Source organism: Candidatus Symbiopectobacterium sp. NZEC135, assembly GCF_025962695.1.
The window spans coordinates 1-16140 of the sequence record NZ_JAGFPF010000051.1; the positions used below are offsets into that span (position 1 = coordinate 1).

At 54.2% G+C, this 16140-nt stretch carries 12 protein-coding genes and 1 pseudogene; 7 read left to right on the forward strand and 6 right to left on the reverse strand.

Translation table 11 applies throughout. The annotated features are described in order from the left end of the window. Positions 1-158: 158 nt before the first annotated feature. From bcsA to bcsR, 3 genes are read right to left on the reverse strand one after another with little or no spacing between them, the layout of a single operon-like run. Positions 159-2753 carry a UDP-forming cellulose synthase catalytic subunit gene (bcsA, locus tag J5224_RS18825; protein WP_264626812.1) on the reverse strand — a complete coding sequence of 865 codons (2595 nt, stop codon included), beginning with the start codon at positions 2751-2753 and terminating at the stop codon, positions 159-161. Further along, the gene (bcsQ, locus tag J5224_RS18830; RefSeq protein ID WP_264626813.1) at positions 2750-3490 is read right to left on the reverse strand and encodes a cellulose biosynthesis protein BcsQ; all 741 of its coding nucleotides are present in this window, start codon (positions 3488-3490) and stop codon (positions 2750-2752) included. The genes bcsA and bcsQ overlap by 4 nt, the downstream gene beginning before the upstream one ends. Before the next feature lie 5 nt (positions 3491-3495). Continuing rightward, on the reverse strand, positions 3496-3711 hold the full coding sequence (gene bcsR / locus J5224_RS18835) for a cellulose biosynthesis protein BcsR (protein ID WP_264626814.1): 216 nt from the start codon (positions 3709-3711) through the stop codon (positions 3496-3498). Between the two features lie 489 nt (positions 3712-4200). On the opposite strand from bcsR, the gene bcsE reads away from it, so the two are divergent. The 6 genes and pseudogenes from bcsE to J5224_RS18865 all read left to right on the forward strand — a co-directional run bounded on the left by bcsE (position 4201) and on the right by J5224_RS18865 (position 12095). Next, complete coding sequence (bcsE, locus tag J5224_RS18840) at positions 4201-5769, forward strand: cellulose biosynthesis protein BcsE (RefSeq protein WP_264626815.1); 1569 nt, start codon at positions 4201-4203, stop codon at positions 5767-5769. After that, entirely contained in the window at positions 5766-5954 is a 189-nt protein-coding gene (gene bcsF / locus J5224_RS18845; protein WP_264626816.1) for a cellulose biosynthesis protein BcsF, read from the forward strand. Before bcsE ends, bcsF begins: the two co-directional genes overlap by 4 nt. Before the next feature lies 1 nt (position 5955). Further along, entirely contained in the window at positions 5956-7593 is a 1638-nt protein-coding gene (gene bcsG, locus J5224_RS18850; protein WP_264626817.1) for a cellulose biosynthesis protein BcsG, read from the forward strand. A 218-nt stretch (positions 7594-7811) separates the two neighbouring features. Beyond that, positions 7812-8522, forward strand: a pseudogene (locus J5224_RS18855) (adenylate/guanylate cyclase domain-containing protein); the annotation flags it as partial. 383 nt (positions 8523-8905) lie between these two features. Continuing rightward, entirely contained in the window at positions 8906-10195 is a 1290-nt protein-coding gene (locus J5224_RS18860) for a dicarboxylate/amino acid:cation symporter (RefSeq protein WP_264626819.1), read from the forward strand. A 409-nt stretch (positions 10196-10604) separates the two neighbouring features. Next, positions 10605-12095, forward strand: coding sequence for an insulinase family protein (locus J5224_RS18865; protein WP_264626820.1), 1491 nt, complete (start codon positions 10605-10607; stop codon positions 12093-12095). A gap of 76 nt (positions 12096-12171) precedes the next feature. Here the strand turns inward: J5224_RS18865 and J5224_RS18870 are convergent, their stop codons facing one another. The 3 genes from J5224_RS18870 to yhjD all read right to left on the reverse strand — a co-directional run bounded on the left by J5224_RS18870 (position 12172) and on the right by yhjD (position 14488). After that, entirely contained in the window at positions 12172-13104 is a 933-nt protein-coding gene (locus tag J5224_RS18870) for a sugar kinase (protein WP_264626821.1), read from the reverse strand. A 181-nt stretch (positions 13105-13285) separates the two neighbouring features. Further along, positions 13286-13489, reverse strand: a complete 204-nt coding sequence (locus J5224_RS18875) for a 4-oxalocrotonate tautomerase family protein (RefSeq protein ID WP_264626822.1) — start codon at positions 13487-13489, stop codon at positions 13286-13288. A gap of 18 nt (positions 13490-13507) precedes the next feature. Further along, entirely contained in the window at positions 13508-14488 is a 981-nt protein-coding gene (gene yhjD / locus J5224_RS18880) for an inner membrane protein YhjD (protein WP_264626823.1), read from the reverse strand. Positions 14489-14875: 387 nt separating this feature from the next. On the opposite strand from yhjD, the gene J5224_RS18885 reads away from it, so the two are divergent. Then, a complete protein-coding gene (locus J5224_RS18885; protein ID WP_264626824.1) occupies positions 14876-15901 on the forward strand; it encodes an MFS transporter in 1026 nt (341 codons plus the stop codon). Positions 15902-16140 lie beyond the last annotated feature (239 nt).

The window sequence follows — 16140 nt, forward strand, 5'->3', positions numbered from 1 at the left end:
GGGGCTGCGGTTTCAGCCTGAGATAACGGCACCATGCCCAGAGCCAGAGCGGTAAACCAGGTTATTTTTTTCGTCATCATGTCATCATCACGGTTAAGGGCCGCGCTGGCCGTTTTATGATTAGCATCATGTGGTTATCGTTACTATGCTGCATCGCGTTACGCCTGTTCCGTTGGCACAAATGCCGGGGGCGGTCCGACATAGCGCGGGATAAAGGAGACACACCAAGCGATGGCAGAGGTAAAGGCGATAAACACGCCGCGAATCATCGGCGGGGCGTAATCCGCCATGCGCAAATAGCCTCTGAACCCTAATGCCAGCACGTCACCCAGGCTTTCCATTGGCTTATCTTCGGGAAAACTGTCCTGCCACAGCGCCCAGGTGTCGGCGCGTGCGAAGGTGCACTGAATAAAATCGATATGCTGCTGTGTCGAAAGGTTGACCATTTTCAGCCCAATCTTGTTGCCGAAAGCACGGGTGACCTCAAACGGGAAGGCGTACTCCTGTGGGCCGCGATTCAGCAGCAGCGACCCTTTGTCGCCCTCTTTTAACAACCCATCGGCATGCATCTCGATGCCGACGCCACCGTCAGAATAGTCGCGCAGCGTGCAGGCGTAGTGGAATCCGTCTGCGCGCAGGATAGCGGCCGGAAGGGCGATTTCCACGCGGTGCGACTGGCGCACCTGCTTGGCCTCCACGGAAACCGCGACGGCGCCGCCGAGGATCGTCATGTTATAGGCCACCCACACCAGACTAATGATCACCGTCATCACTTCTTCCGTCGGTCCATACACCATGCGCCAGGCGCCAAAGGCCAGACCGAACAGATTGAGCACCACCAGAAACAGGTAAGGACGGGTAATTATCCAGTCAACGTGTACATCCTCGACCAGCCCGCCTTTGGCAGTAACGTTGAATTTGCCTTTGTGCGGGTTGAACAGCGCTACTGTGGTAGGTCGTGCGATATACCACGCCAGCACAGTTTCATACACTTCACTCCAGAACGAGTGGCGATAGCGGCCCTGAATGCGTGAGTTGGTCAGGCTGGAGTGGATCATATGCGGCAATACGTACAGCGCGATGGCGAGTGCTGGGGCGTAGATGATGTACGCGTGCAGTAGTAGAAAGGCCAGCGGCGCGGTCAGAAAAATCAAACGTGGGATGCCGGACAGGAAGTGCAGCATCGCGTTGGCGTAACAGAGGCGTTGCCCGAGTTTCAGTCCTTTGCCGAGCAGTGGATTGTCCAGACGGAAAATCTGCACCATGCCGCGCGCCCAGCGGATACGCTGGCCGATGTGCGCTGACAGGCTTTCGGTCGCAAGCCCAGCGGCCTGGGGGATGCGGATATAGGCGGAGGTGTAACCGCGTCGGTGTAAACGCAGTGAGGTGTGCGCATCTTCCGTCACGGTTTCCACGGCAATGCCGCCCACCTCATCCAGCGCGGTGCGGCGCAGAATGGCACATGAGCCGCAAAAGAAGGTGGCGTCCCACATGTCGTTGCCGTCCTGCACCAGTCCGTAGAACAACGTGCCTTCGTTCGGCGTGCGGCGGAAGCGGCCCAGGTTGCGTTCAAACGGGTCCGGCGAGAAGAAATGGTGCGGCGTTTGCAACATGCCCAGCTTCTGGTCCCTGAGGAACCAGCCCATGGTCAGTTGCAGGAATGAGCGCGTCGGCACGTGGTCACAGTCAAAGATCGCGACAAACTCACCGTGTGCCTGTTTCAGCGCATGGTTGATATTGCCCGCTTTGGCGTGTTCGTGCGTCGGACGTGCGATGTAATGTATTCCGACGCTGTTGGAGAACGCCTTAAATTCTTTGCGATTGCCATCGTCGAGCAGGTAGATATTGATTTTATCTTTCGGCCAGTCGATCCCTAATGCCGCGTAAAGCGTGGGTTTGACTACGCTCAGCGGTTCATTGTAGGTCGGCACCATAATGTCAATGGTGGGCCATTCCCGGCTGTCTTCGGGCAGTGCCGTTGGCTGACGGTTGAGTGGCCAAATGGTTTGGAAGAAACCGAGCACCAGTACTATCCAGGCGTAGGTTTCTGCCAGCAGCAGCAGCAAGCCACAGACCAGACTGAGTGGGTCGTCCCAGTTGAGGGTAGAGGTATAACGCCACCACAGGTAGCGGCTGGAGACGGTTAGCGACAGCACGATCATCATCAGTGTTGGCAGCCGTCCCGGCACCCGACGCACCAACATGGCAATGCCCCACAGCAGCAGCATAAACACAAACTGCGCCAGCAAGTCGAGCGGTTGGGTAATACACAATATCGCCAGCGCCGTGGTGGCAAGGGCGAGAACAATCAGCAACAGCGTTTCCAGCGACGAGATGGGTGGTTTCTGCGTATCAGTAGACGCCTCCTGGATACCCATGCGTTGCGGCAGTTGCTGCATCATATTGAGATAACGCTGACGCCAGCGCGGCAGGGCCGAAAACAGATTACGCCGGGCAGCAGGGATTTGCCCGTTGCGCACCACTAACAGCCATAGTCCCTGCGCCAGATAGCGCAAAGGATCGGCAGGGCGAGGCCGATGCGGTGAAATATGGGGAAACCAGAAGGCGCTTTGGCTACGAATCCGCTGCCAGCTGGGCGATTCAAGGCGCAAAAACATCCAGGCCAGCACCGATAGTAGCGTGCCCATACCCGCCGTAAACAGGGTAGCTCCTTGCTTAAGATAGTCACGATAGCGCTGGCGTATCGCCGAATAGGCCGGGGGCACCAGCAGCAGATTGAGTACTGTGCTCATGGTGCCTCCGCGGTCAGGTTGATCAGGCACCAGTTGGCTAATGTCAGCATCTCTTCGGCGGCGAGGCTTTGCGGACTGTGCTCTCCGGTGGCCAGTTTGCTGGCGAGGGCTTCGGCGACCGCTTCATCGCGGTGGATGACCAGTGGCAGCAGATGAGGTAGGGTGTGCAACCACAGGTGATGCAGATCTTGCTGTAATGTGCTGATGGTGGAGAATTGGTTCACTAAAAAATGGCAGTCGGCGGGCAGCGTTTGCTGGTGCAAACGGATGTGACAATTGGCGTCCGGCACAATTACGGTAAACACGGTGTCTGCCTGTGCCAATGCTTGCTGAACGGCCAGTGTGGCAGGCCCAGCGGGCAGATCGAGCAATACCCACCGGTAGCGGTCAAGTCCGGCGAGATGGCGCAGATTGTCATGCCAAAAAGAAGGCACGTGTTGCAGACGTAGGGTCAGCGTCTCATGCTCTTCTGGCGCGAGTGTGCCAAACGGGATAAACGCCAGTTTAGGCAGATATTGCATGGCACCACGGTGCCAGGCGTCGCCATCTAGCTCAGCACGTGCCCAGCCGCGCGTGCTGGACGCGGGCATATTGAAGTGAAAACGCAACAGGTTGTCCGGTGAGAAATCAATCGCCAGCACCGGCTCACCAAGCTGCTCCAGCGCCCATGCTAACCCTGCCGTCAGCGACGTTGTCCCAACGCCGCCACGAATCCCCTGCATCGCAATCACCGGCATGCCTTTTATCCTTGTGGTTCTGTGTGCTGTGATTCAGTCGCGGGGAAATGTGCCAATTCAGCCAGCAATGACCAACGCGCCATCATCTGTGTCAGACGCGCCTGATGCGAAATATCAATATAAGCAATCGGAGGCAAAGCAAAGGCGCGCCGCAAAACATTCAAATCGTCATGATGGTCTGCGAGAGTGATAGCATTTTGGTGAGTAGCGTTATTTTCCACGGTTCTCTATGCCTCTCAATGATGCTTATTCAAATAATATACCCGTCATACTTCACGTTGCAGATGCGTTGGCTGCGTTCATTCACCCGAATCACTTACCTGAGTAAGCTCATCGGGACTCCTTCACTTGCCGCCTTCCTGCAACCCGAATTATTTAGGGTAAAAATAGCGTGCTGACAAATACATTCCCACGCCGTCTCCTCTCTGGTATTCAGGAGAAAGCACTCAGCGTTATACCCTTGTCATTATTCGAAATATTACCTATTAAGTAATAGAACACTTTTTCAGATTTGGTAAAAATTTCATCTGCAATCATGAAAAAATGTTTTTCTATTATGGCGGCGCAATTTTTGTTATTTGTGAATAGCGTAACTATACTCGGTACTTGCCAAGAACGGTTCAATAAGGGACTGTGCGTAGTGCTGTTCTACGTGGTTCGGCCTGCGTGCAACGTGTTATTCCATCTCTTTAACGATAAAGACAACGCCCATGGTGCCACGCTTTTTATTAGGGCTTCGGGAACTCCAGGATGAATTAACCACTATGCAGGTTCCTGGACTGTACTGGATTAACTGTGACAGAACTGTGGATGCCGAATTACTTTGTCGGCAATGTATCGGTGCGCAATCAGAACAGGCGCGCGTGACCCTTATTCGCAGCGGTGCCGCAGATGATGCTCCTTTTACCCCATTATTGCCGACTGCGCTGGCTCGGTTCTCTCGTTACCGTTTAGCGGAGAGCAAGGCGGCGTTAATGGCTTTCACCAACGACATCACCCGCGCGATCGCACCGCGTCAGCGCCTGTTCGTCTTATTGCTGCCAGCGACCCAGTGGAAGGATTTTTCTGCCGAACAGCTTCAGCGCTGGGTTGTCCGCGTGGGGGCCTGGCTTGTGCAGCGACAATGTGCGTTGGTGGTGGTGGCCCACGGCAGCGGCGTGGGTCGATTGCGGGGGATATTGACCACGCAACACCGTACCCTGTATGGCTTGGCACACCTGCAATGGCAGCAGGATCGCGCCCAATATCTGATTGCCTGGTGGAGTGAGGGCGGCGGCATTAACGCCAATCTGGCTGTGTTGATGACGCCGCAAGCGCAGGGGTGGCAACTGCTGCGCGATGAGGACGACGATCCTGCCTCCATCACGCCACTGTTAAATGATGAAAACCAGTTTTATGCGGAGCGCAGCGTGCTGGAAGGTGCGCCCGCATTATCCGATCACTGGCAACTGTTGGACAGCAACGCCGAACTGGCGCAGCACGCCCAGCTCACGCACTCTGCGACGCTGATTTTTGCACTGCAACATACGCAGGACGTGGACATGCTGGCGCGCTGGGTGCACAGCTTGCGCCGTCAGCGCGGCAACGCCTTGAAAATCATGATTCGCGAGATGCGGCCTTGCTTGCGATCCAGCGATGAGCGGCTACTACTTGCTTGCGGCGCGAACATCGTTGTGGCTCATTCCGAGCCGTTATCCCGCTTTCTGGCGCGGTTGGAGAGTGTTCAGGGACAACGTTTTGGACGTCATGTGCCTGCCGATGTGGAGACGCTGCTGACCACGATGCGGCCTTTGCAATTCAAAGGCTACCTGCCACAGGCGGCATTCAGTAACGCCGTGCGCATGTTGATAGAGCATTCCCTGATGCCAGAAGGGGGAAAGGGTATTCTTGTTGCGCTGCGGCCAGTGCCAGGATTAGCGGCAGAACAGGCGCTGACGCTGTGCCAATTGCGCCGTTTTGGCGATGTGGTGACGGTGGCGCAGCAACGCCTGTTTATTTACCTCTCGACCTGCCGTCCTAATGAATTGGAAACGGCGCTGAAATCCATTTTTCGTCTGCCGGTCAACGAGATTTTCAGCAATCGGCTGGTGTGGTCGCAGGATGTGCAGATGCTTATCGAAGTGAAATCCTTGTCGGAAAGGCGTGAAGAGAGTGTGGTCTCCAGCACCGTGCAGTCAGTGGTGTTGCCACGCGAGGAACGTCCGGCGTCAGTGCCAATTCGTCGCGAGCCGATCGGGCTGGCGCTGTTTGAAGCCGCTTCGGAGGGAAATACACCATGATGCTCAGCGATATTCTCCAGATTATTGCACTGAGTGCGCTGGTTTTTTTTCCACTGGGCTATGTGGTGCAGCGCTACCTTTCACCGCGTTATCAGTACTGGAAAAACCGGCTGTTACGCCCACGCTACCTGAAATCTGACGGGGTGTGGATCCGTGACGACGCTGAGTCACAGGCGGATAAATAACATGGATGCACAAAACACGATGTCGCCGAAACAACAACTCTGGCGTTACTGGCGCGGACTGGGGGGATGGAATTTCTACTTTTTGTTGAAATTCGCTCTTTTGTGGTTTGGTTACCTGAATTTTCACCCGTTCTTAAACCTGGTATTTCTGGCGTTTCTGTTGTTTCCGTTACGTGCGCAAGGGTTGCACCGAGTGCGTAATATTATTGCCATTCCTATTGGGATTGCCCTGTTTTATCACGACACCTGGTTGCCAGGGGTTAATAGCATTCTCAGCCAAGGCAGTCAGGTCGCGGGCTTTAGCGCCGCTTATCTGTTTGAACTGGCGAACCGCTTTATTAATTGGCAGATGGTTGGCGCGGGTTTTGTGCTGCTGGTGGCGTACCTCTTCCTGTCGCAGTGGATTCGCATTACGGTGTTTACCGTTGCGGCGGTAGCCTGGCTGAATATTCTTACGCTGGGTGGGCCCGCGATTGCACTGCTGCCATCATCATCGGTGGCTTCCGGTACCTCCGCGCCCTCCCGCGAGGGGAGCGCGCCTGCGGCGGCGACCTTGCCACCCACCAATGAGAATCTGACGGCCTACCTTAATCAGTTCTATACGCGAGAAAAATCGCGCGTTAGCGCGTTTCCTGCTGCGCTGCCTGCGGATGCGCAACCTTTTGACGTGCTGATTATCAATATTTGCTCGCTCTCCTGGTCGGATTTGCAGGCCACTCATCTCGATACCCATCCGCTATGGCAACGTTTTGATGTGATGTTCTCCCAGTTTAACTCAGCAACCGCCTATAGCGGCCCGGCATCGATTCGTCTGTTGCGCGCCAGTTGTGGGCAAACGTCGCATCAGGGGTTGTATCAACCGGCCAACCGCGAGTGCTATCTATTCGATAATCTCGCTAACCTTGGTTTTAAATCACAGTTGATGCTGGATCACTCTGGCGTGTTCGGTAACTACCTCAAAGAGGTGCGGGAAGAGGGCGACATGCAGTCGCAACTGTTGTCACAGCAAGGTATCAGCCATCAGATTACGTCGTTCGACGGTGAGCCGATTTACAACGATCTGGAACTGCTCAACCGCTGGCTCTCGGGCACCACACAGCAAGCTGCGGCGCGCAGTGCCACCTTCTTCAACGTGATACCCTTGCACGATGGCAACCGTCTGGTGGGTACCAATACCTCGGCGGATTTTGCGCCACGTGCCAAGACGTTATTTGACCAGTTGGATGCGTTTTTTGATGAACTGGAAAAATCGGGGCGCAAGGTGCTGGTGGTGGTGGTGCCGGAGCACGGTGCGGCGTTGGAAGGTGATAAGATGCAGATGTCCGGATTGCGCGATATCCCCAGCCCCAGCATTACCCATATTCCGGTTGGCATAAAACTGTTTGGCGCGGCTGCGCCGCATCAGGGAGCACCGCTTGAAATCAAAACGCCAAGCAGCTATTTAGCCATCTCGACGTTGGTGTCTCGTCTGGTAGACGGTAAAAACTTTGTGGCGCCGAGCATCGACTGGGCGTCATTGACGCAGGAGCTTCCGCAAACCGAAGCCATCTCTGAAAACGAAAATGCGATCGTGATGCCCTATCAAGACAAGGTTTATATCCGTCTGAACGGCGGTGATTGGGTGCCTTATCCGCAGTAATACCCGGTCAATCAGGCAGACTCGCCTTGGGTCTGCCTTCCGCGCTTCTTGCGCGCCTCCTCCCCTCGGTGCCGGTACACCACAGTTCGGATTAAGATGAAATCCCATTGGGGTCATAAAAGGGCATTGAGACGCGCTTAAGCTGGCCTATACTAGCGCGATCGTGCCCGGTGAACCGTGCAACACAACTGAACAAGCGCCATCGACGGAGAACAGGTTTGCGGCTGAGACGCTCTTTGACAATCAAACAGATGACAGCGGTTTCCGCTGTGGCGGTGGTGACGCTGAGTCTGTTTATTGTGATACAACTTTTTCACTTCGTGCAGCAGCGACGTGAAGATTATGCCAGGCAACTGGAGAGCATCGCTTTTTCCGTGCGTGAACCGCTGGCGGAGGCGGTGTTGCGTGGTGATGTGGTTCGCGTTGAAGCGATCCTCGATAATCTGTTGCCCGTGGCCTTTCTGAGCCGCGCCGACGTCATGCTGCCCGGCTACCTGCAAACGTTGCACGCGCGCTTCCCGAGTGAACGTCCAGTACCCGCGTGGCTGGCGCGCGTATTCAAATTACCCATTCGTATTGCGGTGCCGCTTTATGCGCTACCGCAGGCACCGACATCGACGCCGCTGGCGACGTTGGTACTGCAAGCGGACTCCTACCGCATGTTTCAATTTATCGTCAGCACCTTTTCCATGTTGTTGGCGACGTATTTCTTGCTGGCGCTGATCCTCTCTGTCGCCGTGACCTGGTGCATCAACCGCTTGATGATTCATCCGCTGCGGGCGGTGATTACCGAGTTGCAGGCCGTGCCGACGGAGCTGCTCTTGCAACATCGTCTGACGCCGCCAAAACATCATCAGGATGATGAACTGGGCGCGCTGGTGCGCAGCTATAACCTCAATCAGCAGCGGTTAGCGCAGCAGATAACAGACAAGGCCGCTCAGCCTGACCCGGATGCTCTGACGCCGTCCTCCAAACTGCAGCGATAATCGCGCACATTTCCGTTACCGTCTGATAACACTGATAATTAACCTTACAAATTAAAGGTATTTTAATATTTCAATTGTATTTTATGGGTTTTTTCAATTTTTTGTCGGAATGGACTGGTTGTATTATCGTTATATGTTGCAAAAAAATAGCTTGTACGTTTGTTTTTTGCATTATCGCTGATGTGATTCAGCTCTTATTTTTAACCTGACGTTCACAAACTAAAGTTATAAAACATTTCCACTCTGTTACCGCAATGTTACTTTTCGCCGCAGTCACAGAGGCGTCGTTTGCGACCCTATGTGTTTCCCTACCATAGGATAAGTATATGAAAGCGTCTATTTTTAAAAGCCTTTATTTTCAAGTTCTTACAGCGATTACGATAGGGATCCTACTAGGACATTTCTACCCAGATCTGGGTGCGCAAATGAAACCGCTGGGCGATGGATTTGTTAAACTGATCAAAATGGTCATTGCTCCCGTCATCTTTTGTACCGTGGTGACCGGTATTGCCGGTATGGAAAGCATGAAGTCGGTAGGCCGTACTGGCGCGGTCGCTCTGCTCTATTTTGAGGTTGTCAGCACCGTGGCGCTGATGATCGGCCTGCTGGTGGTGAATATTCTGCAGCCGGGTGCCGGCATGAACGTCGATGCTTCTACGCTGGATGCGTCTGCGGTGGCGGTCTACACCCAACAGGCACAACAGCAGGGCGTGGTCGCGTTTCTGATGGATGTCATCCCTGCGAGCGTGGTGGGTGCTTTTGCCAGTGGTAATATTTTGCAAGTGTTGCTGTTTGCGGTGATGTTTGGTTTTGCACTGCATCGTCTGGGCGAAAAAGGACGTGTCATTTTCAACGTGATTGACAGCTTCTCTCACACTATTTTCGGCGTGATCAACATGATCATGCGCTTGGCACCGATTGGCGCATTTGGCGCGATGGCGTTCACCATTGGTAAATACGGTTTGGGTTCACTGGTACAACTGGGCCAATTGATCATCTGCTTCTACATCACCTGTCTGCTGTTTGTTTTCCTGGTTCTAGGCAGCATTGCCCGCGCTACCGGGTTCAGCATTTTCAAATTTATCAAATATATCCGCGAAGAACTGCTGATTGTGCTGGGGACCTCCTCGTCAGAATCCGTGCTGCCGCGCATGCTGAATAAGATGGAAAAGATAGGCTGTAAAAAATCGGTGGTCGGTCTGGTGATTCCTACCGGCTACTCCTTCAACCTGGATGGCACCTCTATCTACCTGACCATGGCGGCGGTGTTTATTGCGCAGGCCACCAACAGTCACATGGATATCTGGCACCAGATTACGCTGCTGGTGGTGTTGCTGCTCTCCTCTAAAGGGGCCGCAGGCGTTACCGGTAGCGGGTTTATCGTGCTGGCCGCGACCATCTCTGCTGTTGGACATCTGCCGGTGGCCGGTTTGGCGCTGATTCTTGGCATTGACCGCTTTATGTCAGAAGCGCGTGCCCTGACCAACCTGGTCGGCAACGGTGTGGCGACTATCGTGGTTGCCAAGTGGGTGGGTGAGTTGGATGAAAAGCAGCTGGCAAGCGAACTCTCCGGGCATAAAAAAGACGATACCTCGGCACCGACTGTACTGTCATAAATGGGTTTTCCCCTGCGCTAACCTCCCGTTGGCGCAGGGATAACGGGCTATCCCCGTCCTCGCTTCTCTCGATTCCCCGTGATTGCGGCTTGCCATCACGGGGAATTTTTCATAAGGTTGCGGCCAGGCAATCGCGTTGTGCACGGTCTGTATCGGGGGCATAACGATCAAAAACCGCTTATTAGTCATCATTTCGTCTCTATTTCCAAAATTATTTCATCGTATTGAGTGACATAGGCAAAAGTGTGCGGTCTAACGTAAGGGTAAACTGATCGCTCTGATTTCCTCGTAATACCTCCGCTGGCGCATCCTGAAAAGGGCTGGCGTATTGGGCGGTGAGAGAGCGTACAGACCTTATTGCAACAATCATCTTTTACTGTGTTGGATAGTCAGTTAAGTAGGGGTTCACATGCAGGGCACCAAAATAGGGTTCTTAGTTGGTGGAGTGTTGCTGGCGTTGGCTGGTGGCAGCGTGCAAGCTGAAACACTACAACCCGATCCTGCCTGGCAGCAGGGAAAGCTGGATAATGGCTTCACGTGGCAGTTACTGACCACGCCGCAGCGTCCTGGGGATCGGATTGAATTACGTTTAGTGGTTAACGCCGGTTCGCTGGCTGAGAGCGCTCAGCAGTCGGGCTTTGCGCACCTTATTTCTCGTTTGGCGCTGACGCCGGGCGATAATTTACCGGTTGCACAGCTTCCTTCGTTGCTGATACCGGAGGCTAACGGTGCGAAGCCGCTGCCGCCCGCGTTTGTCTCGTATGACTACACCTCCTACAACCTCAGTTTGCCCAATAATCGGCCTGAATTACTTAAAGATGCGCTGAATTGGCTGGCAGAAACGGCAGGGGGCATCAAGATTGATGATGGCAGTATCGCGAACGCGTTACGCATCCCCGATCAAGTGGTGAGCGTTCCCGCCGATCCGCAGGATCCCACGTGGCGTTATCGCTTGAAAGGATCGTCTCTGCTGGCGCACGATCCGGCGCAGAATGTCAAAGCACGTCCAACGGCTGAAATGATGTCGCAGTTTTACAAAGCCTGGTACACCCCTGATGCGATGACGCTGTATGTGGTGGGGCATGTAGAAACTCGCCAGATAAACGAGCTTATCAGTAAAGCGTTTGTCTCGCTGGAAGGTAAACGCACCACACCGGCTCCGATGCCGACGCTCTCGCCGCTGCCTGCGGAGCCGATTAGTTTTATGCTCGACAAGGCGAAGCGCGATACGCTCTCGCTGATCTGGGATATGCCCTGGCACCCTATTCGCGAATCGCAGGCGCTTACCCGCTACTGGCACAGTGATTTGGCGCGCGAAGCGCTGTTCTGGCATGTGCAGCAGGCATTGGAAAAAAGCGGGCTTAAAGAAACTAGCGTGCGCGTTAACTGCGATGTGTACTATACCCGTGCGCAGTGTGGCATTCATCTCGACAGTCCCAACAGCGAGAACGCTGAGGCCGCGGTGACCTTCTTGGCAAAAGAGCTGATGACCTTGCGTGATAAGGGGTTAACGCAGCAAGAGTTTGATGCGCTGATAGCGCGCAAGAGCGACGAACTCAGCAAACTGTTTGCAACCTACGCCCGTACCAGTACCGATGTGTTGATGCAGCAGCGCTTGCGCTCACAGCGCAATGGCGTGGTGGATATTGCACCGGAACAGTATCAGAAGTTGCGTCAGGCTTATCTCTCTGAATTGACGCTACCGTTGCTGAGTCAGGAATTACACCAACAGCTTTCTCAGGAAACCACGCTGATGCTTAAGCAGCAAAAGGGTGAGCCGGAAGTCAACACCAAGGCGTTGTATGAGGTGTACAGTAAAATCATGACACCTCCGGTCGCGGTGGAGGCTGCATCGGCCGCACCGTCGGAGGCGGCGGCGCAGACAAAACCAGTGCAGTAATGAGTCTGGTTGTTACCTCGCCCAATAAAAAGGGAAGCCATCTGGCTTCCCTTTTTCGCTGTATGTCGCCCTGTTATCAGGCCGGCATGGCGTCTTGCGGGATGATGGCACCACGGTACTGAATCACCGTGCTGGCAGTCAGGTGGCCGCGTTTGGCCGCCGCTTCCGTCGAGCCGCCGCACAGGCGCACTGACAGATAGCCTGCGCTGAAAGAGTCACCTGCCGCAGTGGTATCCACTACGCGCTCTTTCGGCAATTTCATCGCCGGAACATCGACCAACGGCTGGCCGTTTTCAGAAATCAGGCAGGAATCTGCGCCGCGTTTAATCACCACTTCAGACACGCCGAAACCGTGTGTGCGCGCGAGCACGGCATCTACCGGCTGCTCGCCCCACAGCATGTCTTCGTCATCCAGCGTCAGGAAGGCGATATCGGTGCAGGCGAGGATGTCACTGTAGGCTTGCTGTGTCTCTTCTTTGCTTTGCCACAGGCGCGGACGGTAGTTGTTGTCGAAAATAACCTTGCCGCCGTTGGCGCGGCAGGCGCGCAGCAACGTCAGCAAACGCTGGCGACTGGCGGGGTTAAGAATCGCTACGCTGATACCGCTCAGGTAGAGATAGTCAAAAGTGGCCAAGCGCTCGCAGATGGCGTCGGCATCTTTGCCGTCCAGCCAGAAACGCGCGGCGGCGTCATTACGCCAGTAGTAGAAGGTACGCTCACCGGTGTCGTCGGTTTCAATGAAGTACAGGCCCGGCAGCTTGTTGTCCAGTCGCTGAATCAGCGAAGTGCCCACCTTCTCTTTTTCCCAGGCTGTCATCATTTCCGTGCTGAAGCTGTCCGTGCCCAGTGCGGTCACGTAGTGGACGCCCAGAGCGTCGGTATTCACCTGGCGAGCGACATACACGGCGGTGTTCAGGGTGTCGCCACCAAAGCCGCGGTTGAGATCCGCGCCCTTTTGCGACAGTTCAATCATGCATTCGCCAATCACGGCAATGTTTTTAGTGGTCATCAGAAGCTGGCCCGTTCGAAAAAGTGAAGAAAAAGGTCATAAAAAAAAGAGATCAATGAGCTTCAGTCTCAACGTTCGCACGCATTGAGTCAATAGTCTTAAAACGATGTTTTATTTTTTCATGACCTGGATCGGGAAAATTGACCACTCCCGATCCTTCTGGTGCTCAACGCAAGAAATATCAGGACTTCGGCTTACGCAATTCGGTGACGCTTTCGCCGCCCAGCCCCCAGTTGTCGGTATCCACTTCATCGATGATAACGGTAGTGGTAGCCGGATTTTTACCCATAACGTCGACCAGCAATTGGGTGACGCCTGCAATCAACTGGCGTTTTTGCTCTGTAGTTGCGCCATCGCGCGTAATTTTGATGTTAACAAATGGCATGGGATCTCCCGTTATTGGTTAGCGTGGTGTGTCATCCGTTGATTTATCGCCTTTATAGTTCGCCGTTGCAATCCATGCCGCACAAAACAGCGTGAGGCGAGCAAAGAAGTAGAAGAAGGCCATCAGGCCAATGACTGAGCCAAAAGCGGCACCGGACGGAGTACTGGCGAGTTTTGGTAACGCGACCGTCATGGCGAATTTGATGGCCTCAAACCCCACAGCGGCAAGCAACGTGCCGCGCAGTAGCGCTTTGTGCTTCGGCTTATGGCGCGGCAATATCATGAAAATCCAAAGAAACACCAAATAGTTAGCAGAAATGGATATGGTGAGTGTTATCACGCGGAGCAGGGGCCGCAGCCATTCGATGCCCTCCAACCCGAGTGCAGAAACGATAGCGCTTTGTGCTGTACCCGCCGCTGAAGTGAGAAACATCGTAATGGTCAGGGCGATCAACAGCCCTATCAGGGAGAGGAAATCCCGCACGTACTGAAAATAGATTTTTTCTTCTTCGTGCGGCTTGCGTTCCCATACATCACGGGATTGGGCGCGGATCGCTTCACGCAAATTGCCCATCCAACTGATACCGGAATAGAGTGCGATCAGTAGCCCGGTGACACCGACGGTGGTGCGCTGTTCAACGGCGGTCTTTACCGTATTTTTTAACGTCAGCGCCAGATTGGGATCGCTGATGCTGTTGACGATACGGTCAATCAGCTGCGTCAGCATATCGGGGTTGGAGGCAAGCATGAAACCGACGGTCGCGAAGGAGACCATCAAAATCGGGATTAGCGACAGAAAAGAAAAATAGGTGATGGCGGCACCAAACTGGTTTCCCATGCGATCGTTGAAACGCTCTCCAGCGCGGATCAGGTGCGCAATGCTGGGAACCGCCTGAACACGTTGCGCAATGCGCTTACCGCGTGAAAGCCATGAAGACGCCGCCTTCTGTGCTGATGACGGGGTGGATGTTGAACCATGCGGATCGACCGGTGCGGGCATCCATTTCCTCCTGTTCAATGAAAAGCCGACGTGTGGATAGTGTCTGCTATCAACGGGTTATATAAAAAAATTTAACCGCAAGCGTCGTACAGCGATAGATTGATTATAACCAACAATCAGCAGAGGAAGGCGTTCTTTGTACCTTTGGCATGTCTGATGCGCGCACTGGAGGATAAAAGTGCACAGAGAAAAAAATCAGGATGACCTGCGCCATAATTGAACATGTAAAAGATTTTGCACTAAATAATCACTCAGGTGATGATATGGCGCACATTTACGATGAAAGCGTGTTGACGCTTGTTTATACTCGTTAAAGACCGCTTGAGGTCTGTTTGGTTGGCGCTATTGCGCTGATGCTGCCACGCCGTTAATCGAGTAAAACCTTTCATGCCTGCTTCAGAGTCTGCGCCAAGCGCGTTGCGCCTTAATTTGCGTATTTTTTCCGTGGTGATGTTCAACTTTGCCAATTACCTGACCATTGGGCTGCCGCTTGCGGTATTGCCGGGCTACGTGCATGAACATCTGGGGTTTAGCGCCTTCTGGGCCGGGTTGGTAATCAGTTTACAGTACTTCACCACGCTGTTGAGCCGGCCGCAATCCGGGCGCATCGCGGATGAGAAAGGGCCAAAGAAAGTGGTGGTGCTGGGGCTATGCGGTGCGGTGGTCAGCGGGGTGTTTTATGCGCTGGCGGCCTGGAACGACAGTTCACCCATCGTGGCGTTGACCTTGCTGTGCATCGGCCGTTTGATTCTGGGGGCGGGGCAAAGTTTTGCCGGCACTGGCGCGACGCTGTGGGGCGTGGGCGTAGTGGGCTCGCGGCATATCGGGCGGGTGATCTCGTGGAATGGCGTGGCGACGTATGGCGCGATGGCGATCGGCGCGCCGCTCGGCGTTTGGATCAATCACATCGGTGGGTTAAAGCTGGTGTCGTATACCGTCATCGCCATTGCTCTGCTGTTTGTGCTGCTCGCGCTGCCGCGTGAGGCGGCGAAAGTGACGCCGGGTAAAAAGCTACCGTTTCGCGAAGTGCTGGGTAAAGTGTGGGTTTACGGTATTGTGTTGGCGTTGGCATCCGTCGGGTTTGGCGTGATCGCCACGTTTATCACCCTGTTCTATGCCGATCGACACTGGGAAGGCGCCGCGCTGACCCTGACCATTTTCAGCTGTGCCTTTGTTGGCGTGCGTCTGCTATTCCCCAACAGCATTAACCGTTTTGGCGGGCTGCGCGTGGCTATCGTCTGTTTTACGGTGGAAATTACTGGTCTGCTGTTTATCTGGAGCGCCGCGCTGCCGCTGATGGCGGAACTGGGGGCTTTTCTGGCCGGTGCCGGTTTCTCGCTGGTGTTCCCCTCGCTTGGCGTACTGGCGGTCAAAGTGGTTACACATATTTTACTGTTTTCTTTCTGGTCGTAATTCAGATCGTAATCTTTCCCTGCTTCTGGAGTGATAAGAAAGGATGTCACGCAATAACCGCGGGGACCGGCGTCAGTGGAAATATTGAGGATGGTCGGTTCAGATCTGATCTTTATTTCAAAGTAGTAGCCTTTATAGTCCTGTGGACGATAAGTCAACTTTGGTATGCCTATATCCCGCGTCTCGTTATAGAACCCCAACATGGTATGTGGCACAAGGTAGTGGTTTTTCAGACCTGG

Excerpts from the sequence above, each read along its gene's own strand:
- bcsA (WP_264626812.1), bottom strand. The coding sequence starts at position 2,753 with ATGAGCACAGTACTCAATCTGCTGCTGGTGCCCCCGGCCTATTCGGCG.
- bcsQ (WP_264626813.1), bottom strand. The coding sequence starts at position 3,490 with ATGCCGGTGATTGCGATGCAGGGGATTCGTGGCGGCGTTGGGACAACG.
- bcsE (WP_264626815.1), top strand. The coding sequence starts at position 4,201 with ATGGTGCCACGCTTTTTATTAGGGCTTCGGGAACTCCAGGATGAATTA.
- bcsF (WP_264626816.1), top strand. The coding sequence starts at position 5,766 with ATGATGCTCAGCGATATTCTCCAGATTATTGCACTGAGTGCGCTGGTT.
- bcsG (WP_264626817.1), top strand. The coding sequence starts at position 5,956 with ATGGATGCACAAAACACGATGTCGCCGAAACAACAACTCTGGCGTTAC.
- J5224_RS18860 (WP_264626819.1), top strand. The coding sequence starts at position 8,906 with ATGAAAGCGTCTATTTTTAAAAGCCTTTATTTTCAAGTTCTTACAGCG.
- J5224_RS18865 (WP_264626820.1), top strand. The coding sequence starts at position 10,605 with ATGCAGGGCACCAAAATAGGGTTCTTAGTTGGTGGAGTGTTGCTGGCG.
- J5224_RS18870 (WP_264626821.1), bottom strand. The coding sequence starts at position 13,104 with ATGACCACTAAAAACATTGCCGTGATTGGCGAATGCATGATTGAACTG.
- J5224_RS18875 (WP_264626822.1), bottom strand. The coding sequence starts at position 13,489 with ATGCCATTTGTTAACATCAAAATTACGCGCGATGGCGCAACTACAGAG.
- yhjD (WP_264626823.1), bottom strand. The coding sequence starts at position 14,488 with ATGCCCGCACCGGTCGATCCGCATGGTTCAACATCCACCCCGTCATCA.
- J5224_RS18885 (WP_264626824.1), top strand. The coding sequence starts at position 14,876 with ATGCCTGCTTCAGAGTCTGCGCCAAGCGCGTTGCGCCTTAATTTGCGT.